The sequence below is a fragment of the Streptomyces sp. NBC_00490 genome (assembly GCF_036013645.1).
Classification (GTDB): Bacteria; Actinomycetota; Actinomycetes; order Streptomycetales; family Streptomycetaceae; genus Streptomyces; species Streptomyces canus_F.
Map to the genome: position 1 here is coordinate 8,593,847 of NZ_CP107869.1, position 24,075 is coordinate 8,617,921.

Consider the following 24,075-nt stretch of genomic DNA (forward strand, 5'->3'; position numbering starts at 1 on the left):
TCTGGCGTCAAGGGCGGGGTCGTAGCGCAGAGGCAGGCGCACCGGTCTCCAAAACCAGAACACGCTGGTTCGAATCCAGCCGCCCCGCCCCCCTGGGCCCCTGTCGGCTAGGCGATGGCGCCGGCGGTCACCACGAGTTCGGGCACGTTCCCGTGGAAGCTCTCCACCAGCTGGGCCAGCACCGCCCACGCCTCCTCACGGTCGCCCAAGTGCTCCCGGACCAGCGGGCGGAGCGCGTCCTCCGCCTCCTTGACGCGGTTCGGGAACAGCACGTGCCCCATCGCGAACACCTCGAGGACGCGGATGGCCGGCCCCTCGGACGTCACGTACGCGGCGGGACCGTCGTACACGCCCGCTTGGCGGAGCCGGTGGGTGAACTTGGCGTGCGAGCCGAATCCCGCCCGCACGGAAGGCGGGCAGTCCGGGCGTACGGACAGCGCCCAGCGCGCGTAACCCGGCAGTGGGTGCTCGCCGTCGGCCTCGCCGACGGTCTGCCAGTCGGCGCGCGTCAGCACCATGGACGCGGCGGCGCGTCCCGCGGCCATGGAATCCACTTCGCGCAGGGAGCCGAGGAGGCCATGGCGGACGTAGCTCTCGGGGATCTCGTCCTCCGCCCCCCGGAGCGTGCGGTCGACGGGGAGGGTGCCGGTGCGGCCGGGACCGAACGGCACACCGCGCGCGATGGCCCTGCGCAGCCCGGAGTCGGTGCTGACGTACCTCCACACGACGGCGTTGAGCTCCGGATCGTCGTTCTCGAGAATCCACAGCGCCACCGAGGCCGGCAGGTGCGTCGCCCACGTCCATGCACGTCGCAACCGCGCCGCGGTGGCCTTGGGCCGCTCGGGAGAGGGCAGCCCGGTTCGTGCCCGTACCTGCTCGGCGGTCTCCCCGTCGACCAGGCCGAGCAGGGAGCCGACCGCCTGTTCCACCGTGCTGTTCTGCCGCATGGCCGCATGATGCCGCAGACGGAAGCCGGCCCGCGCGGAAAATTTCTCCGCGCGGGCCGGCTCGTGTGCTCCCGGGTGACGTCAGCCGGCGGCGCGCGCCGCCATCCGCGCCTTGCGCGCGGCCAGCTTCTCGTCGAACTTGGAGGCCTCAGAGTCGAGAGCGCCCATGTACAGGCCGATCTCCTCCTGCGCCTTCTGTCCCTCGGGGCCGAGACCGTCGATGTCCATGACCTTCAGGAACCGCAGCACCGGCTGGATGACGTCGTCGTGGTGGATGCGCAGGTTGTACACCTCGCCGATCGCCATCTGCGCCGCGAACCGCTCGAAGCCGGGCATGCCGTGGCCGGGCATGCGGAAGTTGACGAGGACGTCGCGCACGGCCTGCATGGTCAGGTCGGGGGCCAGGTCGAACGCGGCCTTCAGGAGGTTGCGGTAGAAGACCATGTGGAGGTTCTCGTCGGTCGCGATGCGCGCCAGCATGCGGTCGCAGACCGGGTCGCCCGACTGGTGGCCGGTGTTGCGGTGCGAGACGCGGGTCGCCAGCTCCTGGAAGGCGACGTAGGCGACCGAGTGCAGCATCGAGTGCCGGTTGTCCGACTCGAAGCCCTCGCTCATGTGGGACATGCGGAACGCTTCCAGCTTGTCCGGGTCCACCGCGCGCGAGGCGAGGAGGTAGTCGCGCATCACGATGCCGTGGCGGCCCTCCTCGGCGGTCCAGCGGTGCACCCAGGTGCCCCAGGCGCCGTCGCGGCCGAAGAGCGAGGCGATCTCGTGGTGGTAGCTGGGGAGGTTGTCCTCGGTCAGGAGGTTCACCACGAGCGCGATGCGGCCGATCTCGGTGACCTTGGACTGCTGCTTGTCCCAGGCCTCGCCGTCCTCGAAGAAGCCGGGGAAGTTGCGGCCGTCGCTCCACGGCACGTACTCGTGCGGCATCCAGTCCTTGGTGACCTTGAGATGCCGGTTGAGTTCCTGCTCGACCACTTCCTCCAGGGCGTACAGCAGCTTGGCGTCGGTCCAGACGGAAGGGCTGCCGAGGTGAGGGGTGGCGATCGTCACGGGGACTCCAGGGGGACGTGTGACAAAGCTGAACAAACCGGCGAGCGGTTGCCGGCTCCTACGGAACTTACGAAAGCGTAGGCTACGAATCCGTAGGTTACGAGACCGTAGGTTAAACGCGCTGTAAAGATCCCTGATCAGCCCACGTTCCAGGGTGTACGCCAAAGGCCCCAGGACCGCAGGTCCCGGGGCTGATCGAGTGATCCGCTCACCCGGTCAGGCGTACAGCTCCCGCATCCGGACCGAGAGGCATGTCACACATCCCTCGAGCTTCTCGAACTCGCTGATGTCGACGACGACCGGCTCGTGGCCGAGGTCGGCGAGCAGTTCCGTCGTCTTCGGCGCGCTCGCCGAGATGAGCAGCTTATGGCCGCCGAGCAGCACGACGTGACCGCCGGCCTCCTCGGGCACCGACAGGAAGCGCGGGAAGAGCGAGGGCCGGTCCACCTTCGGGATGTGTCCGATCACCGTGCCGTCGGGGAGTGCGGTGACCGCCGACTTCAGATGCAGCACCTTGCTCACCGGCACCGCGACGACCCGCGCCCCGAGCGGTTCGAAGGCGGCCCGCAGCTGCTGCACGCCGGCCGCGTTGGTCCGGCCGCCGCGCCCGACGTAGATCGTGTCGCCGACCTTCAGGACGTCGCCGCCGTCGAGCGTGCCGGGCTCCCACACCCAGTTCACCGAGCAGCCGAGCGAGGCCACCGCCTCCTCGACGCCCGCGGTCTCCGGGCGCCGGGACTCGGCGCCGGGCCGGGTGATGAGCGCGACGTTCTTGTACATGACGACCGTGTCCTCGACGAACACGGAGTCCGGGCAGTCGTCGGCCGGATCCACCTCGACCGTGTCCCAGCCGTGCGCGCGCAGGGTCTCGACGTAGGCCTCCCACTGCTCGACCGCGAGATCGAGGTCGATCTTCTCGCGCTCGACGTGCGTCACCAGTCCTTCGGCGAGGCGCGGGCTGGGGCGGCGGACGAGGGCCTTCTTGCTGGGCACGAGGAACTCCGTAACGGCGGCAGGGACGGCACCCCGGAAAAGCGGCACCGGTCAGCCATCATGCAGGGCGGGCCCGCGTGCACAAAACCCCCGGTACCAGGCTGTGGCCCTCCTGAGATACGCGGCGGTAACCGGGCCCGGCGCCGTGAGCGGCTCATTCGGCGGGTGCGCGGGCGCGGGCCGGGCGCCCGGGTGCCCTCCCGGCGGAAGGGGCACCCGGAGCGCCGCGTACCCGGCTAGCCGACAGCCTCCGGCGTGGTTTCCCGCAGCTCCCCGTCCAGCAGCAGCCAGCGGGTGATGCCGATCGACTCCAGGAACGGCAGGTCGTGGCTGGCCACGATCAGCGCCCCCTCGTACGACTCCAGCGCGGTCGTCAGCTGCCGCACGCTCGCCATGTCGAGGTTGTTCGTCGGCTCGTCCAGCATCAGCAGCTGCGGCGCCGGCTCGGCCAGCATCAGCGCGGCCAGCGCCGCCCGGAAGCGTTCGCCGCCGGACAGGGTCGCCGCCTGCTGGTCGGCGCGGGCGCCCCGGAACAGGAAGCGGGCGAGACGGGCCCGCACCCGGTTGTTGGTGGCGCCCGGCGCGAACCGGGCCACGTTCTCGGCGACGCTGAGGTCGTCGTCGAGCACGTCCAGGCGCTGGGGCAGGAAACGCAGCGGCACATGTGCCGTCGCCTCGCCCGCCACCGGCTCCAGCTCCCCGGCGACGGTCCGCAACAGCGTCGTCTTGCCCGCGCCGTTGCGCCCGATCAGCGCGATCCGCTCGGGTCCGCGCAGGTCGAAGCCGCCGCTCACCCGGGCCCCGTACGCCAGCTCCAGGTCCATGAGGGTCAGCACGTTCCGGCCCGGCGGTACGGCGGTGTACGGCAGCTCGACGCGGATCTCGTCGTCGTCCCGTACGGCCTCCACCGCCTCGTCCAGCCGTTCCCTGGCCTCGGCGAGCTTCTCCTCGTGCATGATGCGGTGCTTGCCCGCGGACTCCTGCGCCGCGCGCTTGCGTGCCCCCATGACGATCTTCGGCTCGCGTTTCTGGTCCCACATCTTCTGCCCGTACCGCTTGCGGCGGGCCAACTTCATCTGGGCATCGGACAGTTCGCGCTTCTGTTTCTTCAGATCCGCCTCGGCGACCCGCATCATCCGCTCCGCGGCCTCCTGTTCGACGGCGAGAGCCTCCTCGTAGGCGGAGAAGGTGCCGCCGTACCAGGTGACCTCGCCGGAGCGCAGATCGGCGATCTGGTCCACCAGGTCCAGGAGTTCACGGTCGTGGCTGACCACGATCATGACGCCGGGCCAGGACGCGACGGCCGCGTAGAGGCGCCGGCGGGCGTACAGATCCAGGTTGTTCGTCGGCTCGTCCAGGAGCAGTACGTCCGGGCGGCGCAGCAGCAGCGCGGCCAGCCGCAGGAGCACCGACTCGCCGCCGGACACCTCGCCGATCGTGCGGTCCAACCCGATGTGGCCGAGGCCGAGTTCACCGAGCGTGGCCAGGGCGCGCTCCTCGACGTCCCAGTCGTCGCCGACGGTCTCGAAGTGCGCCTCCGCCACGTCGCCCGCCTCGATGGCGTGCAGCGCGGCACGCCGGTCGGCGATGCCGAGCGCCTCGTCGACCTTCAGGGCGGTGTCGAGCGTGACGCTCTGCGGGAGGTAGCCCACCTCGCCCGCGACGCGCACGGCGCCGTCGGACGGGGTGAGTTCACCGGCGATCAGCTTCAACAGGGTGGACTTTCCCGACCCGTTGACGCCGACCAGCCCGGTCCGGCCCGGGCCGAAGGCGATGTCCAGGTCCTCGAAGACGGGTGTGCCGTCGGGCCAGGCGAAGGAGAGGGACGTGCAGGTGAGGGAAGTAGACATACGGGCCTCGCGGTTGCTCGATGCGACAGGGGGCAAACGCGTATCGAGACACCTGGGACCAAGGGGGAGACAGACTCCGCGGGCATGAGAAGAGCCCTGCACCGGAGGACGGCTCGAACGCCGAGGTCGCACGCAGCGCACACAGGTGATGTGTGACGCGGTGTCTCAGGACCTCAGACGAGCAACGTCCTTCTCCAATCGGCGGCAACAGGACCGTCATACACCGTAGGAGAGGGCGTGAAGGCTGTCAACGAATTAACGTGAGACCCGATCGCACCTAGAGGAGGCCCCGTGCCCAACGGCTCGCTGTCGCTGCCCGCCCGGCTGTATCTGCTGGCCTGGGACACCACGAGGAACGAGCTCGCCGGCACCACCCACCTGGTGCGGGCCGGCGCCCTCGTCGAGCTGGCCCAGCGCGGCCTGCTCGTCGACGACGACGGCATCGCCACCCCGGTCGACATGGACTCCCGCACCGGTGACGCCGTCCTCGACGGGCTCCTGGAACTCGTACGCGAGTCCCGGCCGCACCGGTGGCGCGGCTGGGTGCCGCTGCACGCGCGCGTGACGGCGGATGCCGTACGGGAACAGCTCGCCGCCGAGGGGTACCTGCGGGCGGACAAGCGCCGGGCCCTCGGTCTCTTCCCGACCGTCGAGTACGCCCTGGAACGCGTCGCCGTCGTGGACGCGCTGCGCGAGGAGGCACGGGAGGTCCTCGAAGGGGCCGTGCGGCCAGCGGACGTCTCCGAACGGGACGCGGCCGTCGTCGTGCTGGCGGCCGCGGCCGGGGTGAGCACCCTGGTCGCCCGCAAGGAACGCGGACGGTACAAGGAGCGGCTGGCGGACCTGGGGGAGCGCAGTGGGATGGCGGCGCCGGGGCTGCGGATGATCATGGGCGAGCTGGGCACGGCGCTGACGGCTACCGCCATGCCGACGGGGGTCTGAGGGCGCGAGCGACTGAGAGCGGGTGCGTGGGCTTGCCTGGGCCGGTGGGGCGCTGCGGGTCGGTGGGGGCTGGTCGCGCGGTTCCTCGCGCCCCTGGGGTGGGTCGGTGTCGCGCCCTTCGACGCCGGGGACGGTATCGAGGTATCGGAGTCGGACCGGTGTGTTGACGTGCCCGCCGGCCTCACGTCCGGTGGGGGGCTGCGGGTCGGTGGGGGCTGGTCGCGCGGTTCCTCGCGCCCCTGGGGTCAGTCGGTAACCAGGCACTCCCAGGCAGCTGAATGTCATGGTCGGCCCGGGCGCCCCGCCGGTCGCGGATCTGGCCGGGCTCGGCGTCGCGCGCGTGAGCGCCGGTTCGGGCATCGCGCAGGCCGCGCTCGCCCTGGTGCACCGCGCCTCGCGGGAGCTGCTGGGCGCGGGCACGTACGAGTCGCTGGAGGGCGGCCTCGACTACGGCAGGCTCAACGCGCTGCTGGGGGCGGCACGCTAGACGCACCCCCGCGCAGCGCTACGCGTCCCGCATCAACTCCGCCAGCTGCTCGTCAAGGTCGAGCTGGAGGTGCTCCAGCCCCACTGGCACCAACTCGGCCGTGGCCTGCAAGAACCGGCGTACCTCCCCGGAACGCACGTGCACGACAGCCGTGCCCTCGGGCGCGTGGAACTCCAGAACGGTGCGGTCGTACCCGTACGGCCGCACCCGCACGTCGCCATGCCCCTCGGCGGTCTCGAGGCCCGCGGTGAGGAGCTCGCGGGAGAAGGTCCAGCAGACCTCCACGCCCTCCAGCGTGGCCGGAGCCGGGAAGGTCATGCGGACGGCGAACGGATCGCGCCGGTCGTAGTGCAGCGTGGCGGGAATGCTCGGCATCCGCGGCGCGGCGGCGACGAGACGGGCCTCAACGGGCTGCTCGATGACAGTGGACAACGCGTTGCTCCCTAGTGACGGCTGGACTGACTGCCGGGCGGATGGGGCCGGGTACTGGTAGAGACGACGGAATCGGCCAATCCGTGTACACGAAAGTCGAGTGACCTCGGTCACCGTTTTTCATGCACGCAAGTGGCGCAGACCACCTTCCGTGCCGCGAAGTGCGCGTGTGGCGACCGCTGCCCCGTCCGGGGGCGGTCTGGACGGCCACGGGCGCGTGGACTAGCTTCGCCCGCCATGAGGCGCATGGGGAGCACGCGACGCACGCGACACACGGGACGTACCGGCAGACGGCTGGCCGCGGGGGTGGCGTGCGCTGCGGCGCTGGCCGCGGTGACGGCCCTGCCCGCACAGGCGCAGCCGCAGCACCGGGCGCCGCACTGGGAACTCAAGGACAGCGGGACCCCGGAGGTGCGCTTCCGCGGACTGTCGGCCGTCAGCCGGACCACCGCCTGGGTCTCCGGCACGCAGGGGACCGTCCTGCGCACCACGGACGCCGGGGCGACCTGGCGGAACGTCTCACCGCCCGGCGCCGACGAACTCCAGTTCCGGGACATCGAGGCGTTCGACGCCCGCCGGGCCGTCGTGCTGGCCATCGGTGAGGGCGAGGCGTCCCGGGTGTACCGGACCGACGACGGCGGGGCCACCTGGACGGAGTCCTTCCGCAACACCGACGCCCGCGCCTTCTACGACTGCCTCACCTTCTTCGACCCCAAGCACGGCCTGGCGATGAGCGACCCGGTGGACGGGAAGTTCCGCATCCTGTCGACGAGCGACGGCGGCCGCTCCTGGAAGGTGTTGCCGAACGACGGCATGCCCGCCGCACTCGAGGGCGAGGCCGGGTTCGCGGCCAGTGGCCAGTGTCTGGTCGCCTCCGGCCCGAAGGACGTCTGGCTGGCCACCGGCGGAGCGGCACGCGCACGCGTGCTGCACTCCTCCGACCGCGGTCTGACCTGGACGGCCACCGACACGCCGATCCCCGCGGGCGACCCCGCCAAGGGCGTCTTCGCGCTCGCCTTCCGCGACCGTGCCCACGGTCTCGCGGTCGGTGGCGACTACCGCCCCGACCAGGCGTCCCCGCAGGCCGGCGCCGTGACCCGGGACGGTGGCCGCACCTGGCGGCCCGCGGCGACACCGCCGCCCGCCTACCGCTCGGGCGTCGCCTGGCTCCCGCACAGCCGCACCGCCGCCCTCGCGGTCGGCCCCACCGGCACCGACCTGACGACGGACGGCGGCCGCACCTGGCGCACGGTCGACACGGGCTCGTACGACACCGTGGACTGCACCCCCGACCTCGGCTGCTGGGCGGCCGGCGAGAAGGGGCGTGTGGCCCGGTTGGAGAGCTGAACCGGAATGTGGGTACCCGGTCGCCGACTGCGGAAGGAGTGATCCCACATGCCACGTGGTTCGAGCCCGAAGAGGGAACGCCAGTACGAGCACATCAAGGAGAGCGCCCAGGACCGGGGCGAGAGCAAGAAGCGCGCGGAGGAGATCGCCGCGCGGACGGTCAACAAGGAACGCGCCCGCTCCGGGGAGTCGAAGTCCGCGAGCCGCACCTCGACCCAGGACATGTCGTCCGGGAAGAGGGGCGGACAGCGGTCCGGGAAGGGCTCGCAGGGCCCGACCTACGACCAGCTCTACGAGGAGGCCAAGCGCCGCAACATCAGCGGTCGTTCGGACATGAACAAGAGCCAGTTGCAGCGGGCGCTCGGCAAGTGACGCCTCAGGAGGTCGACTCGCGGTACCGCTCCAGCTCCGGTGCGGTCTTCGTGGCCGTGAACTCGGTGATGCGGTAGGCGCAGACGCCGGCCGTGACGAACGGGTCGGTCGCCGCGATCTCCTCGATGCGCGCACGGTCCCCCGCGACGGCGAGGATCACCCCGCCGTCGCGGGGGTTCTTGCGCCCGGAGGCGAGGAAGACACCCCGCTCGTACTGCGCGTCGAGCCACGCCACATGGGCCTCCAGCACGGCGTCGACCTGATCGAGCGGGGCGGTGTACGACAGCTCCAGTACGAACATGATCGCGAGCCTACGCCGACGTAGGCTCGTCCCACCATGAGGACCGTAAGCATTCCCGCGGGCTGGCCCGCGACCGAGGAGCAGGCCCGCGCCGTCCAGGACGAGTTGCGGACGAAGGTCGTGCTCGACGAGCCGGGGCCGCCACCCGGCACGGGGCACGTGACCGGCGTGGACGTCGCGTACGACGACGAGCGGGACGTCGTGGCGGCCGCGGCGGTCGTGCTGGACGCGGCGACCCTCGACGTCGTCGCCGAGGCCACGGCGGTCGGCCGGATCTCCTTCCCGTACGTCCCCGGCCTGCTCGCCTTCCGCGAGATCCCCACGGTCATGGCCGCGTTGGAGGCCCTCCCGTGTCCGCCCGGACTGGTGGTCTGCGACGGCTACGGACTCGCCCACCCCCGCCGCTTCGGCCTCGCCGGCCACCTCGGCGTCCTCACCGGCCTCCCCACGATCGGCGTCGCCAAGAACCCCTTCACCTTCACCTACGACGACCCGCCCACCCCACGCGGCAGCGCCTCCCCGCTCCTCGCGGGCACCGAGGAGGTCGGCCGCGCGCTCCGCACCCGCGAGGCCGTCAAGCCGGTCTTCGTCTCGGTGGGCCATCGAGTGAACCTGGACAACGCCTGCGCCCACACACTGGCGTTGACCCCCCAGTACCGCCTCCCGGAGACGACCCGCCGAGCGGACTCACTGTGCCGGACGGCGCTGAAGGAGGCGACGGTGGCACTCCGACCCGGTGACCTGGGCGGGCCGCGTCCTTAAGTCAAGGCGGCGCACAGGTGCCGTGCCGGATGCCGGAGACCGACGCCGCGCTGGAACTGGCGGGGGACCGTGAGCGGTGGCACCAGGGACGCGAGGTGTTAGCGCTGATTCGTGGACGCGAGCCGCAGGCGGGGTCGGTGTGGAGCGGGAACCGCTGTGCCGCCTCGCCGAGTTGCGCCAAGGTCGCTCACAACGCGGCCGGGCCACCGCCCTACTTCGAGCACGAAGCGGGGTGGCAGATCGGCCCTGTCGCCCGCCCGGTCGCGGCCACCGCGCAAGATCCCGATCGGATCGAGGTGTCGCGCGGCCCGGCCGACTGAGTACCCCATCTGAGTATCCGTACGGATGTGAGCGCCCCGCCCCGATCGGCAGGCTGTGCCCCATGACGACGCACCGAATGCCCCGGCACCGCTCCCCGAAGCCGCTCGCCGACCCGAACCGTCCCGTCGAGCGGGCGGTGATGGCCGCGCTCGTCCTGGCCGTGCTCGCGGGGCTGGCGTGGATCTGCGGGATGATCTACACCGTGGCGACCTGGCCGCTGTAGGGCATGGACACCGGCGCTGTCAGCGGCTCCTGGCCACCCGGAAGACGATCCCCGCGCGCCGCAGCCGCTCGGTCAGCGCGTCGCCCATCGCCACCGCCGTGGTGACCTGGCCCGATGTCGGGGGCAGGTCGTCGAAGGCCAGGGACAGGGCCGCCTCGGCGAAGATCTTCGCCGTCTCGTCGTAACCCGGGTCGCCGCCCGCCACTTCGGTGAACACCTTGCGGCCGCCGCCCTCGCCGACGAAGCGGATCCTGAACCAGCTCTTGGCGCGCTTCTCGGCGCTCGGCCCGTCCCCGGGCTTGAGCCGGTCCGACAACCAGCGTCGCGCGGGCGGCAGTTGGGCCGCAGCGAAGAGCGCGCCCACGGCCGCGACGCCACCCACGGCGATCGGCAGCCGGCGTACGGCCGCGTAGTGGCGGTAGCGGAAGTCGGGACCGTAGCGTTCCAGCGCGCGGGCCGAACGCCCCACGATCTGCGGGTCGATCGTCGGCAGCGGCAGCGCCCACGAGTCGACCTCCCCGACATACCGCGGGGCACCGCTCGGGGTCGACGCCCGCCGCCCCACCAGCCGCGGCTCGTGCCGACCGCGATCCCGGGCGGCGGCGATCATCTGCCGCCCGCGCGCGAACTGGCCCAGCGCCGAGGCGAACGTACCGCCCGAGAAGGTCGCGTCCGCCGTCACGAACCCGTCCACCCGCAGCGGCACCCCCTCCGGCAGCTGCCGCACCGTGAAGTACACGCCCAGGTCGTGCGGCACCGAGTCGAAGCCACAGGCGTGCACCAGCCGCGCACCGGTCTCACGCGCGCGTGCGTCGTGCCGGACGTACATCCGGTCCACGAACTCCGGCTCACCGGTGAGGTCGAGATAGTCCGCCCCGCTCTCCGCGCAGGCCGCGACCAGCTCCTCGCCGTAGGTCACATAGGGACCCACCGTCGTGGCCACCACGCGCGCGTGCCCGGCGAGTTCCCGCAGCGAGGCCGGATCGGCCACGTCCGCCCGCAGCACCCCGACCTCCGCGCCGCCCGGCAGCCGCTCCCGCAGCGCCTGGAGCTTCTCCTCGCTGCGACCGGCGATCGCCCAGCGCAGCCCCTCGGGCGCGTGCGTGGCGAGGTACTCGGCGGTGAGCGTCCCCACGAACCCGGTGGCTCCGAAAAGCACGATGTCGTACGGACGCTCCGACCTGTTCAGCCTGCTCATGACACCCCTCGGTTCCGCACCACGCGCCGTTGTCGGTGGCCGAGGCTAGCGTGAGGAGTGCGGAGCCCGACGACGAGGCCGGAGGTGCGCGGTGGCCGTGCCCGAAAATGCCCTGAAGAAATGGGAAAAGGTGCGCGACTTCGCGCTCGGGATGCCGGGCGCCGTCGAGGAGTTCCCCTGGGGTGAGTCGGTAGCCAAGGTCAACAAGAAGGTGTTCGTCTTCCTCGGCGTCGCCGACGGCGGCTATCCGCTCGGCGTCACGGTCAAGCTCAAGGACGACGCGGCGCATGCGCATGCCCTGACCTGCCCCGGCGCCGAACCCGCCGGGTACGGCCTGGGCAGGGCGGGCTGGGTGCGCGTCCCGCTGGCGGAGAAGGGCGCCCCGGCCGCGGAGCTGCTGTGCGACTGGGTGGAGGAGAGCTACCGCGTGATCGCGCCGAAGCGGCTGATAGCGGAGCTGGACGCGCAGTGAGAGGCTGATTGTCTAAGCGCTTGCTCGTTCAGGTCTTGTGCCCGGTGGAACAGGTTCTTAGCATCACTGGTGTTACATCGGTTGTGTCACGCCAATGGGGGCTGGATGACAACGGCAACGACGCCGACGCAGGGCCCGCTCACCGGCGTGCGCGTACTCGAGCTGGCGGGTATCGGACCGGGCCCGTTCGCGGCCATGCTCCTCGCCGACCTGGGCGCCGACGTGGTCCGCGTGGACCGGCCGGGCGGACCCGGACTCGCCATCCATCCCGATTTCGACATCACCAACCGCAACAAGCGCTCGGTGATCATCGACCTCAAGGCCCCGGACGGCGCCGCCCGCGTCCTCGGCCTCGCCGCACGCGCCGACGTCCTGATCGAGGGCTACCGCCCCGGTGTCGCCGAGCGCCTCGGCATCGGCCCGGAGTCCTGCCACGCCCGTAACCCGGGGCTCGTCTACGGCCGGATGACCGGCTGGGGGCAGGAGGGCCCCCTCGCCCAGCGCGCCGGCCACGACATCGCGTACATCGCCCTCACCGGCACCCTCGGCATGATCGGCAGCCCCGACGCGCCCCCGCCGGCCCCCGCCAACCTCCTCGGCGACTACGCGGGCGGGTCCCTCTATCTCGTCGTGGGCGTCCTCGCCGCCCTCCACCACGCGCGCGCCACCGGTACCGGCCAGGTCGTCGACGCCGCCATCGTCGACGGCACCGCCCACCTCTCGGCGATGATCCACGGCATGCTCGCCGCCGGCGGCTGGCAGGACCGGCGCGGCGCCAACCTCCTGGACGGCGGTTGCCCGTACTACGGCACCTATGAGACGGCCGACGGGAAGTACATGGCGGTCGGGCCGCTGGAGCCGCAGTTCTACGCCGAGTTCGTCCGCCTGCTCGACCTGGAGGAGCACGCCCTCGCCCGCAAGGACTGGACCCGCTGGGGCGAGCTGCGCGAGGCCGTCGCCGCCCGCTTCAAGTCCCGTACGCGCGACGAATGGACGGCCGCCTTCGACGGCACGGACGCGTGCGTCGCCCCCGTCCTGTCGCTGCGCGAGGCCCCGCACCATCCGCACCTCGCCGCGCGCGGCACCTTCACCGACCATGGCGGCCTCACCCAGCCCGCGCCCGCCCCGCGCTTCTCCGCGACCCCGACCGCCGTACGCACCGGCCCCGCCCGGCCAGGCGCCGACACCGGGGACGTGGCGCGCGACTGGGACGTACCCGATCTCCTGAAGGGCCCCGATCCGGACGGCCCCGCGACGAAGGGCCCTGAATGAAGCGGCAGATCTTCGCCCCCGAGCACGACGCGTTCCGCGAGACCGTGCGTGCCTTCCTGGCCAGGGAGGTGCAGCCGTACTACGCGCAGTGGGAGAAGGATGGCATCGTCTCGCGCGAGGCCTGGCGTGCGGCCGGCAAGCAGGGGTTGCTCGGGCTCGCCGTCGACGAGGAGCACGGGGGCGGCGGCACCGCCGACTTCCGCTACAGCGCCGTCCTCGCCGAGGAGTTCACGCGCGCGGGAGCGCCCGGGCTCGCTCTCGGCCTGCACAACGACATCATCGGCCCGTATCTGACCGGCCTGGCCACCGAGGAGCAGCGGCGGCGCTGGTTGCCCGGCTTCTGCGACGGCACCCTGATCACCGCCATCGCCATGACCGAACCCGGCGCCGGATCCGACCTCCAGGGCATCCGCACCCACGCCGAGGACCGCGGCGACCACTGGGTCCTGAACGGCTCCAAGACCTTCATCTCCAACGGCATCCTCGCCGACCTGGTGATCGTGGTCGCGAAGACGACCCCCGAGGGCGGCGCGCGCGGCCTGTCGCTGCTCGTCGTCGAGCGCGGCATGGCGGGCTTCGAGCGCGGCCGCAACCTCGACAAGATCGGCCAGAAGGCCCAGGACACGGCCGAGTTGTTCTTCCACGACGTGCGCGTGCCCAAGGAGAACCTTCTGGGCGAGCTCGACGGCGCGTTCGTCCACCTGATGACGAACCTCGCGCAGGAGCGCCTGAGCATCGCCGTCTCCGCGATCGCCGCCGCCGAGCACCTGCTGGAGATCACCACGGAGTACGTCAAGGAGCGCGAGGCGTTCGGCCGTCCGCTGGCGACCAAGCAGCACATCCGGTTCGAGATCGCGGAGATGGCCACCGAGTGCGCCGTCACCCGCACGTTCCTCGACCGCTGCATCGAGGAGCACTCGAACGGGCAGCTCGACGCCGTCCACGCCTCCATGGCCAAGTGGTGGTCGACCGAGCTGCAGAAGCGGGTCGCCGACCGCTGTCTGCAACTGCACGGCGGTTACGGCTACATGAGCGAACATCCCGTCGCCCGGGCCTTCACCGACGGCCGCATCCAGACCATCTACGGCGGGACGACCGAGATCATGAAGGAGATCATCGGGCGTTCCCTGCTCGGCTGAACAGCTCTTCCGCACGGCTGACCCTCACCCCCGAAAGGCCTCCCTGTGAGCACCGAAGCGTACGTGTACGACGCGATCCGCACCCCGCGCGGTCGCGGCAAGGCGAACGGCGCCCTGCACGGCACCAAGCCCATCGACCTGGTCGTCGGACTCATCCACGAGATCCGCGACCGTTTCCCGGGCCTGGATCCGGCCGCCATCGACGACATCGTGCTCGGCGTGGTCGGCCCCGTCGGCGACCAGGGCTCCGACATCGCCCGCATTGCCGCCGTGGCCGCCGGACTCCCGGACACCGTCGCGGGCGTACAGGAGAACCGCTTCTGTGCGTCGGGTCTCGAGGCGGTCAACATGGCCGCCGCCAAGGTCCGTTCCGGCTGGGAGGACCTGGTGCTCGCCGGCGGCGTGGAGTCCATGTCCCGGGTGCCGATGGCCTCGGACGGCGGCGCCTGGTTCAACGACCCGATGACCAACCTGTCCGTGAACTTCGTGCCGCAGGGCATCGGCGCCGACCTCATCGCCACCATCGAGGGCTTCTCCCGCCGGGACGTCGACGAGTACGCGGCGCTGTCGCAGGAGCGGGCGGCGACGGCCTGGAAGGAGGGCCGCTTCGACCGTTCCGTCGTGCCGGTGAAGGACCGCAGCGGCCTGGTGGTGCTGGACCACGACGAGTACATGCGCCCGGGTACCACCGCCGACTCCCTCGCCAAGCTCAAGCCGTCCTTCGCGGACATCGGCGACCTGGGCGGCTTCGACGCCGTCGCGCTCCAGAAGTACCACTGGGTCGAGAAGATCGACCACGTCCACCACGCGGGCAACTCCTCCGGCATCGTCGACGGCGCCTCGCTCGTCGCGATCGGCTCCCAGGAGGTCGGCGAGCGCTACGGCCTCACCCCGCGCGCGCGGATCATCTCCGCCGCCGTCTCCGGCTCCGAGCCCACCATCATGCTCACCGGTCCCGCCCCGGCGGCCCGCAAGGCGCTCGCCAAGGCCGGGCTGACCATCGACGACATCGACCTCGTCGAGATCAACGAGGCCTTCGCGGCGGTCGTCCTGCGCTTCGTGAAGGACATGGGCCTGTCCCTGGACAAGGTCAACGTCAACGGCGGCGCCATCGCGCTGGGTCACCCCCTCGGCGCGACCGGCGCGATGATCCTCGGCTCGCTCGTCGACGAACTGGAGCGCCAGGACAAGCGGTACGGCCTCGCCACGCTCTGTGTGGGCGGCGGCATGGGCATCGCCACCATCGTCGAGCGCATCTGACCCCCCTCCCGACGGATCACACGGAGCATCTCCACATGAGCACTGAGTCCACCACCATCCGCTGGGAACAGGACCGGTCCGGCGTCGTCACCCTCGTCCTCGACGACCCGTCCCAGTCCGCGAACACCATGAACCAGGCGTTCCGCGACTCCCTCGCCGTCGTCACCGACCGCCTGGAGGCCGAGAAGGACTCCATCCGCGGCATCATCATCACGTCCGCCAAGAAGACCTTCTTCGCCGGCGGCGACCTGCGCGACCTGATCCGGGTCACCCCCGAGACCGCGCAGGAGCTCTTCGACGGCGGCCTCGCGATCAAGCGCGACCTGCGCCGCATCGAGACCCTCGGCAAGCCGGTCGTCGCGGCGATGAACGGCGCGGCCCTCGGCGGCGGTTACGAGATCGCCCTCGCCTGCCACCACCGCGTCGCCCTCGACGCGCCCGGCTCCAAGATCGGCTGCCCCGAGGTCACCCTCGGCCTGCTCCCGGGCGGCGGCGGAGTCGCCCGCACGGTCCGCCTCCTCGGGATCACCGACGCCCTGCTGAAGGTCCTCCTCCAGGGCACCCAGTACAGCCCGCAGCGCGCCCTCCAGAACGGCCTGATCCACGAAGTGGCCGCCACCCAGGAGGAACTGCTCGCCAAGGCCCGCGCCTTCATCGAGGCCAACCCCGAGTCGCAGCAGCCCTGGGACAAGCCCGGCTACCGCATCCCCGGCGGCACCCCCGCCAACCCCAAGTTCGCGGCCAACCTCCCCGCCTTCCCCGCCAACCTGCGCAAGCAGACGGGCGGCGCCCCCTACCCGGCCCCGCGCAACATCCTCGCCGCGGCCGTCGAGGGCTCGCAGGTCGACTTCGAGACCGCACAGGTCATCGAGGCGCGCTACTTCGTGGAGCTGGCGGCCGGCCAGATCTCGAAGAACATGATCCAGGCGTTCTTCTTCGACCTCCAGGCCGTCAACTCCGGTGCCAACCGCCCCAAGGGCATCGAGCCGCGCGAGGTCCGCAAGGTCGCCGTCCTGGGCGCCGGGATGATGGGCGCGGGCATCGCCTACTCATGCGCCCGCGCGGGCATCGACGTGGTCCTGAAGGACGTCTCGGCGGAAGCGGCCGCCAAGGGCAAGGCCTACTCCGAGAAGCTCTGCGCGAAGGCGGTCTCCCGGGGCCGTACGACACAGGAGAAGGCGGACGCGCTGCTGGCCCGCATCACGCCGACGTCCGACCCCGCCGACGTCGCCGGCTGTGACGCGGTGATCGAGGCCGTCTTCGAGAACCCCGAGCTCAAGCACAAGGTGTTCCAGGAGATCCAGCACATCGTCGAGCCGGACGCGCTGCTGTGCTCCAACACCTCGACCCTGCCGATCACCGTGCTGGCGGAAGGCGTGGAGCGCCAGGCGGACTTCATCGGTCTGCACTTCTTCTCGCCGGTCGACAAGATGCCGCTCGTCGAGATCATCAAGGGCGAGCGGACGGGGGAGGAGGCCCTGGCCCGGGCCTTCGACCTGGTACGGCAGATCAAGAAGACGCCGATCGTCGTGAACGACTCGCGCGGCTTCTTCACCTCCCGCGTCATCGGCCACTTCATCAACGAGGGCGTCGCGATGGTCGGCGAGGGCATCGAGCCGGCGTCCGTCGAGCAGGCGGCGGCGCAGGCGGGCTACCCGGCGAAGGTGCTGTCCCTGATGGACGAACTCACGCTGACGCTCCCGCGCAAGATCCGCAACGAGTCCAAGCGGGCCGTCGAGGAGGCGGGCGGGGTGTGGCCCACGCATCCCGCCGAGGCCGTCATCGACCGCATGGTCGACGAGTTCGGCCGCACGGGCCGCAGCGGTGGCGCCGGCTTCTACGAGTACGGCGAGGACGGCAGGCGCACGTCCCTGTGGCCGGGCCTGCGCGAGCACTTCACCAAGCCCGGCTCCGAGATCCCCTTCGTGGACATGCAGGAACGCATGCTCTTCTCCGAGGCCCTCGACACGGTGAAGCTCCTGGAGGAGGGCGTCCTGACGTCCGTCGCCGACGCCAACATCGGCTCCATCTTCGGCATCGGCTTCCCGGGCTGGACCGGTGGCGTCCTCCAGTACATCAACGGCTACGAGGGCGGCCTCCCGGGCTTCGTGACCCGCGCCCGCGAACTCGCCGAACGCTACGGCGACCGCTTCACCCCGCCGGCACTGCTGGTGCGGAAGGCGGAGAAGGGGGAGCGCTTCAGCGACGAGTGACGGGGCGTCGGCGGGGGCTTTCTTCGCCCCCGCCGCCCCTACCCGTCCCGTCCCTGGGGGCTGCGCCCCCAGACCCCCACGACCGGCGTCAGCAGATCCAGCCCCTCCGGCGTTTGAGGAGCGGGGGTCCAGGGGGCAGCGCCCCCTGGGAGCGGGGTCGAAGGGGCGGCACGCCCCTGGGGACGGGAATGGGTAGGGGCGGCGGGGGCGAGAAAAACCGCCCCGGGCACCCCGTACCGCTGAGCGACACGGCACCCTTGCTCCCCAGGGGGCGGAACGTCGACGCTGGCCTGCGAACCGGTCCCCGTCCCCACCGAGGAGCCCCCCATGGGAACCCGTCCCGCCCTCGCCTTCCTGGACATCCTCCGCGGCGAGGGCGTGGACCGGGTCTTCGGCAACCCCGGCACCACCGAACTCCCCTTCCTGGCCGCGCTCAGCGAGACCGAGGACGCCCCCGAGTACGTCCTCGGCGTGCACGAGGGCGCCGTCGTCTCGATGGCCGACGGCTACGCCCGCGCCACCGGCCGCCCCGCCTTCGTGAGCCTGCACGTCGCGGCCGGCCTCGCCAACGGCCTCATCGGCCTCCTCAACGCCCGCCGCTCCCGCACCCCCCTCGTCGTGACGGCCGGCCAGCAGGACCGCCGCCACCTCCAGCAGGACCCCATGCTCAGCGGCGACCTCGTCGGCCTCGCGACACCCGCGGTGAAGGCGGCGTACGACGTCCAGCACGCCCGCGACCTGCCGCTGGCACTGCGCCGGGCCTTCGCCCTCGCCCGACGCCCGCCCGCGGGACCGGTGTTCCTGTCCATCCCGATGGACGTGTTCGCCGAGGACATCGAGGTCGAGGTCCCGGCCCGCACCCCGCCGCCCCCGCCGGGACCGGCCCCCGGCATCGAACGCGCCGCCGTCCTGCTCGGCGACGCCGTCCGCCCCGCGATCGTCGCCGGCGACGGCGTCGGCCGCGAGGACGCCGTCGCCGCCCTGGTCCGCGCGGCGGAGGCCTGCGGCGCGACCGTGCACCACCAGCCCATGGCCGACTGCCTGAACTTCCCGACCACCCACCCCCTCTACGCCGGGATGCTGCCGCCCCGCCACGACGCCATCCGCTCCGCACTCGCCCCCTACGACGTCCTGCTGATCGCCGGCGCCCACGCCTTCACCCCGCACCACTACACCCCGGGCCCCGCCCTGCCGCCCGGCGTCACCGTCGTCCAACTCGACTCCGACCCTGATGAGATCGGCCGCAACTTCCCCGCCGAGGCCGGGCTGGTCGGCGCCCTCGGCCCCTCCCTGCACCGCCTCGCCGACCTCCTGGGCGACCGCGTGCCCGACCACACCGCCAAGGGCCGCGTCCTGCGCGCCGGCGAACAGCACGCCGCGGACCGCGACCGCGCCGAGTCCGCCGCCCGCGCCGCGTACTCCCCGGCCCCGCTCGCCCCCTGGGCCGCCGCCCACGCCGTCGCCCGAGGGCTGCCGCCCGGCGCGGCGATCGTCGAAGAGGCCATCACCGTAGGGCTGTTGCTCCGTCGTCTGGTACGCCTGGACCGGCCCGGCAGCTACACCCACACCGTCGGCGGCGGCCTGGGCTGGGGCATCGGTGCCGCCGTCGGCCGCGCGCTCGCCGAGCCGGGGCGCCCCGTGGTCGCCGTACTCGGTGACGGCTGCGCCCTGTTCGGGCTCCAGGGGCTGTGGAGCGCCGCACGGCAGTCGGCGCCCGTCCTATTCGTCGTGATGGGCAACGGCGCCTACCGCACCCTTCAGGACACCTACGAGGCGATGGGCGGCTCGGGCCCGTGCCCCGGCACCGAGCTGGGCCCCCTGGACTTCACCCGGGCGGCCGCCTTCTTCGGCGTCGACGCGGTCCGCGCCGAGAGCGCGCAGCACCTGCGCGAACTGGTCGCGGGGGCGGGGGAGTTGACGGGCCCACTGCTGGTCGACGTACCACTGGGCCGGTGATCCGCCACTCACAGCGACGCACACCTTGCCACCCGCAGACCCAGGCATCACCATTCGGTCCATGACGGACGACGGTCCTCTGCCCAAGTCGGTGCTCGCACGCGGAGTGACCCTGCTGCGTGCCTGCGGGGACTCCGGGACCGCCCTCAGCCTCGCCGAACTCGCCCTGCGCACCGGGCTGCCGAAACCCACCGCGCACCGGCTGACCGGCGAACTGGTCCGGCTCGGCCTGGTCGAGCGCACCTCGGACGGCCGCTACCGCATCGGCCTGGGGCTCTTCGTCCTCGGCCAGTCCGCGCCGTCGGTGCGCGAACTGCGGGACGCGGCGCTGCCGTACCTGGGCGACCTGCACGAGGCCACCCACGAGAACGTCCACCTCGCCGTCCCGGACGGTACCGACACCCTGTTCCTGGAGAAGATCACGAGCCGCCGCGCCACCCCGATCGTCTCCCGCACCGGCGGCCGCCTCCCCGCCCACTGCACCGCCACCGGCAAGGTCTTCCTCGCCCTGGACCCCCGCCCGCCCCACCGCACCCTGCACCGTCTGACGCCCCGCACCCTGGTCCTGCCGGGCCAGCTGGCCCGGGACCTGGCCCTGACCCGCGCCCGGGGTTTCGGCGTCAACCTGGAGGAGGCCGAGATCGGCGTCTCGGCGGTCGCGGCCCCGGTCTACGCCTCCGACCGCGACCCCCGTCCGATCGCCGCGATCTCGGTGACGGGCGGCACCCGCCGCCTGGACGTGGACCGAGTGGGCGCACGGGTCTGCGCGGCGGCGAGGGCGCTGACGCGGGCCCTGTCGGCGTGAGCGGTCGGCAGATCCGTCCCGCCTCCGCGCCCCAAGAGCGCGGTTGACCGCCGTCCGGCCTGGGGCGCATCCGCCGATCAGCGGGACGTCGACGCCCCGTGCTGCATCGCCACCGCCAAGGCGTGCTCCGTCAGGTGCGCCCCGTGCACCTCTCCCGTCAACCGGCCCCGCACGAAGACCAGCACCCTGTCGCAGACCTCCGTCAGTTCCGCCAGGTCCGTCGACGCGATCAGGACCGCGGCCCCGCCTGAGGCCAACTCGCCCACGATCCGGTGCATTTCGGCCCGCACGCCGACGTCCACACCCCGCGTCGGGTCATCGAGCACCACGATCCTGGGGTCGGTCGCGAGCCACTTGGCGAAGACGACCTTCTGCTGGTTACCGCCGGACAGCCGGGCCACCACGTCGTGCGGGCCGCCGCCCAGCCGTAATCGTTCGGTCAGTTCGACGGTACGGCGGACCAGTTCCGACCGGGACGGCGCGATGCCGCCCCGCCCGAGCCCGAGCCAGCTCACCGACGTCGTGTTCTCCCACACCTCCCGGTCGACCATCAGCCCGTACCGCTTCCGGTCGCTCGGCACGAAGGCGACCCCCGACCGCACCGCGTCCCGCAGCGAGCGCGGCAGACCGCGGCCCCCGACGTCGACCCGGCCCGCGGAGATCGCCGTACGGCCGCACACCACCTCCAACGCGCTCAGATGGCCCGCCCCTTGAAGCCCCGCGACCCCGACCACCTCACCCGCCCGGACCGTGAACGTCACGTCCGTGAGCCTGCCCGGCACGCTCACCCCCGACAACACCACGGGCGGCGGCAGATCGACCACGGTCCGCGTCCGGCGTGGCCGCTGCTCGGGCCGGCCGCCCAGCATCGCGGTCACCAGTTCGGGCACGTCGACCTCCTCGCGGCGCACCCCGGCGAGTGCGACCCGTCCGTCGCGCAGCACCGTCACGCGCTGCGCGAACCGCATCACCTCCTCCAGGAAGTGGGTGACGTACAGGACGGCGATGCCCCGCCCGGTCAGCGTGCGCAGGACGCCTTCGAGGCGGTCGACGGCGGCGGCGGGCAGTGCCGACGTCGGCTCGTCGAGGATCAGCAGCCGAGGGTGGCGCAGCAGAGCGCGGGCGATCTCCGTCAACTGCTGGTCGGCCAGGGGCAGTTCGCCGAGCTCTGTGTCGAAGTCCACGTCCAGGCCCAGCTCGTCGAGGACCGGCCGGGCAGCCCGGTCCATGGCGCCCCGGTCGAGCAGGCCGAGGCGGCGCGGTGGGTGGTGGGGGAAGAGGTTCTCCCGGACGGTGAGGTCGGGGAACAGGCTCAACTCCTGCGAGACGGTGGCGATCCGGGTGTCCTTCGCCAGCCGCATCGCCCCCTCCTCCGCCGTCAGCGTCCCCGACACGATCCGTACCAGCGTCGACTTGCCCGCACCGTTCTCCCCGACCAGTGCGTGCACCTCGCCGCCCCGCAACCGGACCCCGGCCCCGTCCAACGCCCGCACGCCGCCGTAGGACTTGACCAGGCCCTGGGCCACGAGGATGTCGCCGTGCGCCATCTCAGCGCGCGTCCTTCAGGGGGTGCAGCTGTCCCTCCTGGTCGCCGAGGAGCTTGTCGATGGTCGGCCTGTACCAGTCGTAGGCCGCTTCCGGGGACTTCTGCCGGGCGATGACCTCGTCGATGTTGGAGGAGTCGACGACCCCGCCGGGGGAGAGGAACCAGCCGTCGGGCAGCTTGCCGTCGTCCTCGCGCACCGACTCGATCAGGATCGCCGTGGACAGATAGCCCTTGAGGAAGTGCTGCGGGTCGATGGTGACGAAGTTCGAGCCGTCCTCGACCGCGTCGAGGGTCTTGGGGTCGACGTCGAAGCCGGCCGTCAGCCACGTTCCCTTCTTCGACTTCTTGATCTTGGCGAGGTTGTAGCTGTCGGCGTCCCCGACACCGAGGAACGCCAGCGCGTCCGGATGCGCGTTGACCTGCGCCGACCAGGAGCTGTGGTTCTGGCCGGGGTCGCTGTACGTCTGGAAGGGGCCGAGTACCTTCACGTTCGGCGCCTGTTTGCCGAACGTGTCCTTGATGCCCGCCGCCCGGTTGTCCAGCACCGGCGTCCCCGGGTTCGGCACCCCGATGACGATCTCGCCCTTCGGGTCGTCGCCCAGCCGCTTCAGGGCCTCCTTCGCCATCAGCTCGCCGAGCGCGTAATTGTCGTTGCCCACGTAGAAGTTCACCTTGCTGCCGTCCGTGGGGGAGGTGTCCAGCGCGACGATCGGGATGCCCTTGTCCACGGCCCGGGCGGCGGGGCGGGTGAAGATCGGCGGGTCGAGGTTCTCCAGGACGATGCCGTCCTTCGCGGTCGTCTGGAGGTTCTGGAACAGCTGGACCTCGGCGGGACCGTCCGTGTTGGGCGGGCCGACCGCCTGGAAGTCGACGTCCTTGGCATGCTCCGCGGCGCTCTCGGCGCCGAGCACCATCTCGTGGGCGAAGTTGAGGGAGATGTTGGCCACCGCGATGCCCATGTCCAGCCTGCCGCCCTTGCCGCCGGACCCGTCGCTCTCACCGCACCCGGAGGCGCCCAGCAGTGCCAGGACGCCGAGGGCGGCGGCCACCGTACGGAATCGAGGATGCATCTGGGGCCTCCAGGAGCCATGTGCCGACCGGGTGTTCACCGGCGCCGCCGTCCGGTGCGGCGCAGCGCGCTGTCCGCGGCGACCGCGACGAGGATGACCCCGCCGGTCGCGAACGACGTCCAGTTGATGGGTACTTCGAAGAACACGAGCCCCGTGGCCACGACCGCCAGGATCATCGCCCCCGCCACCGCGCCGACCACCGACCCGCGCCCCCCGGCCAGTGGCGTCCCGCCGATGATGCACGCGGCGATGGCCTGGAGCTCGTACCCCTGCCCCAGGGTCGGGTCGCCGGCGCCGTAGAACGCGAGGGCCAGTACGGCGGCGCAGGCCGTGGTGAGACCGGACAGAGCCAGGGCCTGGACGCGGGTGCGCACGACCGGGATACCGCTGAACGCGGCGGCGTCCGGATTGGAGCCGATGGCCCGTACCCGGGCCCCGAACCGGGTGCGGGTGAGCACCACGGCCAGCACGGTGACCACCGCGAGCAGCACCCACAGCGCGAACGGCACCCCGCCCGGATCCCCGCCCGCGAAGGTGAAGAACGAGTCGTCCAGCGGCAGATCGGTGATCTGCCTGCCGTCGGCCAGCGCGAGCCCGACACCCCGGAAGAGCATCAGCGTGCCCAGCGTGACGATGAACGACGGCAGCGCGAGCAGGGTCGTCACCAGCGCGTTGAACATCCCGAGAGCGATCCCGGTGAGCAGCATCACCGGCACCGCCGCCCAGGGCGCCCAGCCGTCCCGCACCAGGAGCGCCCCGACGACCAGCACCATCGCGTAGGTGCCGCCCACCGACAGGTCCACCTCGCGCATGGCGAGCGCGAAGACCATGCCGCACGCCATCAGGGAGATGTAGACCGAGTTGTGGGCGGTGGACAGCAGGTTGTCCGCGTCGAAGAAGTCCGGGTACGGGATGCCGATCGCCAGCACGAGCAGCCCCAGCACGAGCAGGACGCCCAGCTCGTCCCGTACCAGCCGGCGCGGCAGCGGCCACCGCCGTCGGGGTGCGGGGTCCTGTTCGCGGGCGCGCTCGGCGTCGTCCACGGCACGCTCGGTCTCGGTCATCGGGCACGGCTCCCGTACGGCGGCAGCTGGAGGCCGCCCCCACGGGC

At 71.9% G+C, this 24,075-nt stretch carries 24 protein-coding genes and 1 tRNA gene; 15 read left to right on the forward strand and 10 right to left on the reverse strand.

The window, feature by feature from the left end; translation table 11 throughout:
* Positions 1–13: 13 nt before the first annotated feature.
* Positions 14–89 (forward strand) — tRNA-Trp (locus OG381_RS39100).
* An 18-nt stretch (positions 90–107) separates the two neighbouring features.
* Here OG381_RS39100 and OG381_RS39105 read toward each other — a convergent pair.
* The 4 genes from OG381_RS39105 to OG381_RS39120 form a co-directional block, all read right to left on the reverse strand.
* The gene (locus OG381_RS39105; RefSeq protein ID WP_327720697.1) at positions 108–947 is read right to left on the reverse strand and encodes a hypothetical protein; all 840 of its coding nucleotides are present in this window, start codon (positions 945–947) and stop codon (positions 108–110) included.
* Between the two features lie 81 nt (positions 948–1,028).
* Entirely contained in the window at positions 1,029–2,003 is a 975-nt protein-coding gene (locus tag OG381_RS39110) for an acyl-ACP desaturase (RefSeq protein WP_327720698.1), read from the reverse strand.
* A gap of 216 nt (positions 2,004–2,219) precedes the next feature.
* Entirely contained in the window at positions 2,220–2,996 is a 777-nt protein-coding gene (gene ddaH / locus OG381_RS39115) for a dimethylargininase (protein ID WP_327720699.1), read from the reverse strand.
* 236 nt (positions 2,997–3,232) lie between these two features.
* On the reverse strand, positions 3,233–4,846 hold the full coding sequence (locus tag OG381_RS39120; protein WP_327720700.1) for an ABC-F family ATP-binding cassette domain-containing protein: 1,614 nt from the start codon (positions 4,844–4,846) through the stop codon (positions 3,233–3,235).
* A 291-nt stretch (positions 4,847–5,137) separates the two neighbouring features.
* Here OG381_RS39120 and OG381_RS39125 point away from each other — a divergent pair, with 291 nt between their 5' ends.
* A complete protein-coding gene (locus tag OG381_RS39125; RefSeq protein ID WP_327720701.1) occupies positions 5,138–5,788 on the forward strand; it encodes a GOLPH3/VPS74 family protein in 651 nt (216 codons plus the stop codon).
* A gap of 283 nt (positions 5,789–6,071) precedes the next feature.
* The gene (locus tag OG381_RS39130; protein ID WP_443061970.1) at positions 6,072–6,275 is read left to right on the forward strand and encodes a hypothetical protein; all 204 of its coding nucleotides are present in this window, start codon (positions 6,072–6,074) and stop codon (positions 6,273–6,275) included.
* Positions 6,276–6,293: 18 nt separating this feature from the next.
* Here OG381_RS39130 and OG381_RS39135 read toward each other — a convergent pair whose 3' ends face one another.
* Positions 6,294–6,707, reverse strand: coding sequence for an SsgA family sporulation/cell division regulator (locus tag OG381_RS39135; RefSeq protein ID WP_046256307.1), 414 nt, complete (start codon positions 6,705–6,707; stop codon positions 6,294–6,296).
* Between the two features lie 246 nt (positions 6,708–6,953).
* Between OG381_RS39135 and OG381_RS39140 the strand changes: the two genes are divergently transcribed.
* Positions 6,954–8,054 (forward strand): WD40/YVTN/BNR-like repeat-containing protein, encoded by a 1,101-nt coding sequence (locus OG381_RS39140; protein WP_327720702.1) that lies wholly within the window; start codon positions 6,954–6,956, stop codon positions 8,052–8,054.
* Between the two features lie 48 nt (positions 8,055–8,102).
* A complete protein-coding gene (locus OG381_RS39145; protein ID WP_307023604.1) occupies positions 8,103–8,426 on the forward strand; it encodes a plasmid stabilization protein in 324 nt (107 codons plus the stop codon).
* Positions 8,427–8,430: 4 nt separating this feature from the next.
* On the opposite strand, the gene OG381_RS39150 is transcribed toward OG381_RS39145, so the two are convergent.
* On the reverse strand, positions 8,431–8,727 hold the full coding sequence (locus OG381_RS39150; RefSeq protein ID WP_327720703.1) for a YciI family protein: 297 nt from the start codon (positions 8,725–8,727) through the stop codon (positions 8,431–8,433).
* Positions 8,728–8,763: 36 nt separating this feature from the next.
* Between OG381_RS39150 and OG381_RS39155 the strand changes: the two genes are divergently transcribed.
* From OG381_RS39155 to mmpA, 3 genes are all read left to right on the forward strand, one after another.
* On the forward strand, positions 8,764–9,489 hold the full coding sequence (locus OG381_RS39155) for an endonuclease V (protein WP_327720704.1): 726 nt from the start codon (positions 8,764–8,766) through the stop codon (positions 9,487–9,489).
* 29 nt (positions 9,490–9,518) lie between these two features.
* Positions 9,519–9,809 (forward strand): hypothetical protein, encoded by a 291-nt coding sequence (locus OG381_RS39160; protein ID WP_327720705.1) that lies wholly within the window; start codon positions 9,519–9,521, stop codon positions 9,807–9,809.
* A 77-nt stretch (positions 9,810–9,886) separates the two neighbouring features.
* Positions 9,887–10,033, forward strand: coding sequence for a morphogenic membrane protein MmpA (gene mmpA / locus OG381_RS39165; RefSeq protein WP_387768479.1), 147 nt, complete (start codon positions 9,887–9,889; stop codon positions 10,031–10,033).
* Positions 10,034–10,052: 19 nt separating this feature from the next.
* Here the strand turns inward: mmpA and OG381_RS39170 are convergent, their stop codons facing one another.
* Positions 10,053–11,231 carry a saccharopine dehydrogenase family protein gene (locus OG381_RS39170; RefSeq protein ID WP_327720706.1) on the reverse strand — a complete coding sequence of 393 codons (1,179 nt, stop codon included), beginning with the start codon at positions 11,229–11,231 and terminating at the stop codon, positions 10,053–10,055.
* 91 nt (positions 11,232–11,322) lie between these two features.
* Between OG381_RS39170 and OG381_RS39175 the strand changes: the two genes are divergently transcribed.
* The 7 genes from OG381_RS39175 to OG381_RS39205 all read left to right on the forward strand — a co-directional run bounded on the left by OG381_RS39175 (position 11,323) and on the right by OG381_RS39205 (position 20,348).
* Positions 11,323–11,703, forward strand: a complete 381-nt coding sequence (locus OG381_RS39175; protein WP_327720708.1) for an MmcQ/YjbR family DNA-binding protein — start codon at positions 11,323–11,325, stop codon at positions 11,701–11,703.
* A gap of 105 nt (positions 11,704–11,808) precedes the next feature.
* A complete protein-coding gene (locus OG381_RS39180) occupies positions 11,809–12,975 on the forward strand; it encodes a CaiB/BaiF CoA transferase family protein (RefSeq protein WP_327720709.1) in 1,167 nt (388 codons plus the stop codon).
* Complete coding sequence (locus tag OG381_RS39185) at positions 12,972–14,114, forward strand: acyl-CoA dehydrogenase family protein (RefSeq protein ID WP_327720710.1); 1,143 nt, start codon at positions 12,972–12,974, stop codon at positions 14,112–14,114. Before OG381_RS39180 ends, OG381_RS39185 begins: the two co-directional genes overlap by 4 nt.
* A 45-nt stretch (positions 14,115–14,159) precedes the next feature.
* Positions 14,160–15,374: an acetyl-CoA C-acetyltransferase gene (locus tag OG381_RS39190; RefSeq protein ID WP_327720711.1), complete on the forward strand. Its 1,215-nt coding sequence runs from the start codon at positions 14,160–14,162 to the stop codon at positions 15,372–15,374.
* 35 nt (positions 15,375–15,409) lie between these two features.
* Positions 15,410–17,587, forward strand: coding sequence for a 3-hydroxyacyl-CoA dehydrogenase NAD-binding domain-containing protein (locus OG381_RS39195; protein ID WP_327720712.1), 2,178 nt, complete (start codon positions 15,410–15,412; stop codon positions 17,585–17,587).
* 327 nt (positions 17,588–17,914) lie between these two features.
* Positions 17,915–19,543, forward strand: coding sequence for a thiamine pyrophosphate-binding protein (locus tag OG381_RS39200; protein ID WP_327720713.1), 1,629 nt, complete (start codon positions 17,915–17,917; stop codon positions 19,541–19,543).
* Between the two features lie 61 nt (positions 19,544–19,604).
* A complete protein-coding gene (locus OG381_RS39205; RefSeq protein ID WP_327720714.1) occupies positions 19,605–20,348 on the forward strand; it encodes an IclR family transcriptional regulator in 744 nt (247 codons plus the stop codon).
* 77 nt (positions 20,349–20,425) lie between these two features.
* On the opposite strand, the gene OG381_RS39210 is transcribed toward OG381_RS39205, so the two are convergent.
* From OG381_RS39210 to OG381_RS39220, 3 genes are read right to left on the reverse strand one after another with little or no spacing between them, the layout of a single operon-like run.
* A complete protein-coding gene (locus OG381_RS39210; protein ID WP_327720715.1) occupies positions 20,426–21,895 on the reverse strand; it encodes a sugar ABC transporter ATP-binding protein in 1,470 nt (489 codons plus the stop codon).
* Between the two features lies 1 nt (position 21,896).
* On the reverse strand, positions 21,897–22,964 hold the full coding sequence (locus tag OG381_RS39215) for a sugar ABC transporter substrate-binding protein (RefSeq protein ID WP_327720716.1): 1,068 nt from the start codon (positions 22,962–22,964) through the stop codon (positions 21,897–21,899).
* Positions 22,965–22,999: 35 nt separating this feature from the next.
* Positions 23,000–24,028, reverse strand: a complete 1,029-nt coding sequence (locus tag OG381_RS39220; protein WP_327720717.1) for an ABC transporter permease — start codon at positions 24,026–24,028, stop codon at positions 23,000–23,002.
* Positions 24,029–24,075: the final 47 nt, after the last annotated feature.

Bases quoted from the DNA above. Each gene is read 5' to 3' on its own strand.
- OG381_RS39105 (WP_327720697.1), bottom strand. From the start codon at position 947: ATGCGGCAGAACAGCACGGTGGAACAGGCGGTCGGCTCCCTGCTCGGC.
- OG381_RS39120 (WP_327720700.1), bottom strand. From the start codon at position 4,846: ATGTCTACTTCCCTCACCTGCACGTCCCTCTCCTTCGCCTGGCCCGAC.
- OG381_RS39130 (WP_443061970.1), top strand. From the start codon at position 6,072: ATGGTCGGCCCGGGCGCCCCGCCGGTCGCGGATCTGGCCGGGCTCGGC.
- OG381_RS39140 (WP_327720702.1), top strand. From the start codon at position 6,954: ATGGGGAGCACGCGACGCACGCGACACACGGGACGTACCGGCAGACGG.
- OG381_RS39145 (WP_307023604.1), top strand. From the start codon at position 8,103: ATGCCACGTGGTTCGAGCCCGAAGAGGGAACGCCAGTACGAGCACATC.
- OG381_RS39150 (WP_327720703.1), bottom strand. From the start codon at position 8,727: ATGTTCGTACTGGAGCTGTCGTACACCGCCCCGCTCGATCAGGTCGAC.
- OG381_RS39155 (WP_327720704.1), top strand. From the start codon at position 8,764: ATGAGGACCGTAAGCATTCCCGCGGGCTGGCCCGCGACCGAGGAGCAG.
- OG381_RS39160 (WP_327720705.1), top strand. From the start codon at position 9,519: ATGCCGGAGACCGACGCCGCGCTGGAACTGGCGGGGGACCGTGAGCGG.
- mmpA (WP_387768479.1), top strand. From the start codon at position 9,887: ATGCCCCGGCACCGCTCCCCGAAGCCGCTCGCCGACCCGAACCGTCCC.
- OG381_RS39170 (WP_327720706.1), bottom strand. From the start codon at position 11,231: ATGAGCAGGCTGAACAGGTCGGAGCGTCCGTACGACATCGTGCTTTTC.
- OG381_RS39180 (WP_327720709.1), top strand. From the start codon at position 11,809: ATGACAACGGCAACGACGCCGACGCAGGGCCCGCTCACCGGCGTGCGC.
- OG381_RS39185 (WP_327720710.1), top strand. From the start codon at position 12,972: ATGAAGCGGCAGATCTTCGCCCCCGAGCACGACGCGTTCCGCGAGACC.
- OG381_RS39195 (WP_327720712.1), top strand. From the start codon at position 15,410: ATGAGCACTGAGTCCACCACCATCCGCTGGGAACAGGACCGGTCCGGC.
- OG381_RS39200 (WP_327720713.1), top strand. From the start codon at position 17,915: ATGGGAACCCGTCCCGCCCTCGCCTTCCTGGACATCCTCCGCGGCGAG.
- OG381_RS39205 (WP_327720714.1), top strand. From the start codon at position 19,605: ATGACGGACGACGGTCCTCTGCCCAAGTCGGTGCTCGCACGCGGAGTG.
- OG381_RS39210 (WP_327720715.1), bottom strand. From the start codon at position 21,895: ATGGCGCACGGCGACATCCTCGTGGCCCAGGGCCTGGTCAAGTCCTAC.
- OG381_RS39215 (WP_327720716.1), bottom strand. From the start codon at position 22,964: ATGCATCCTCGATTCCGTACGGTGGCCGCCGCCCTCGGCGTCCTGGCA.
- OG381_RS39220 (WP_327720717.1), bottom strand. From the start codon at position 24,028: ATGACCGAGACCGAGCGTGCCGTGGACGACGCCGAGCGCGCCCGCGAA.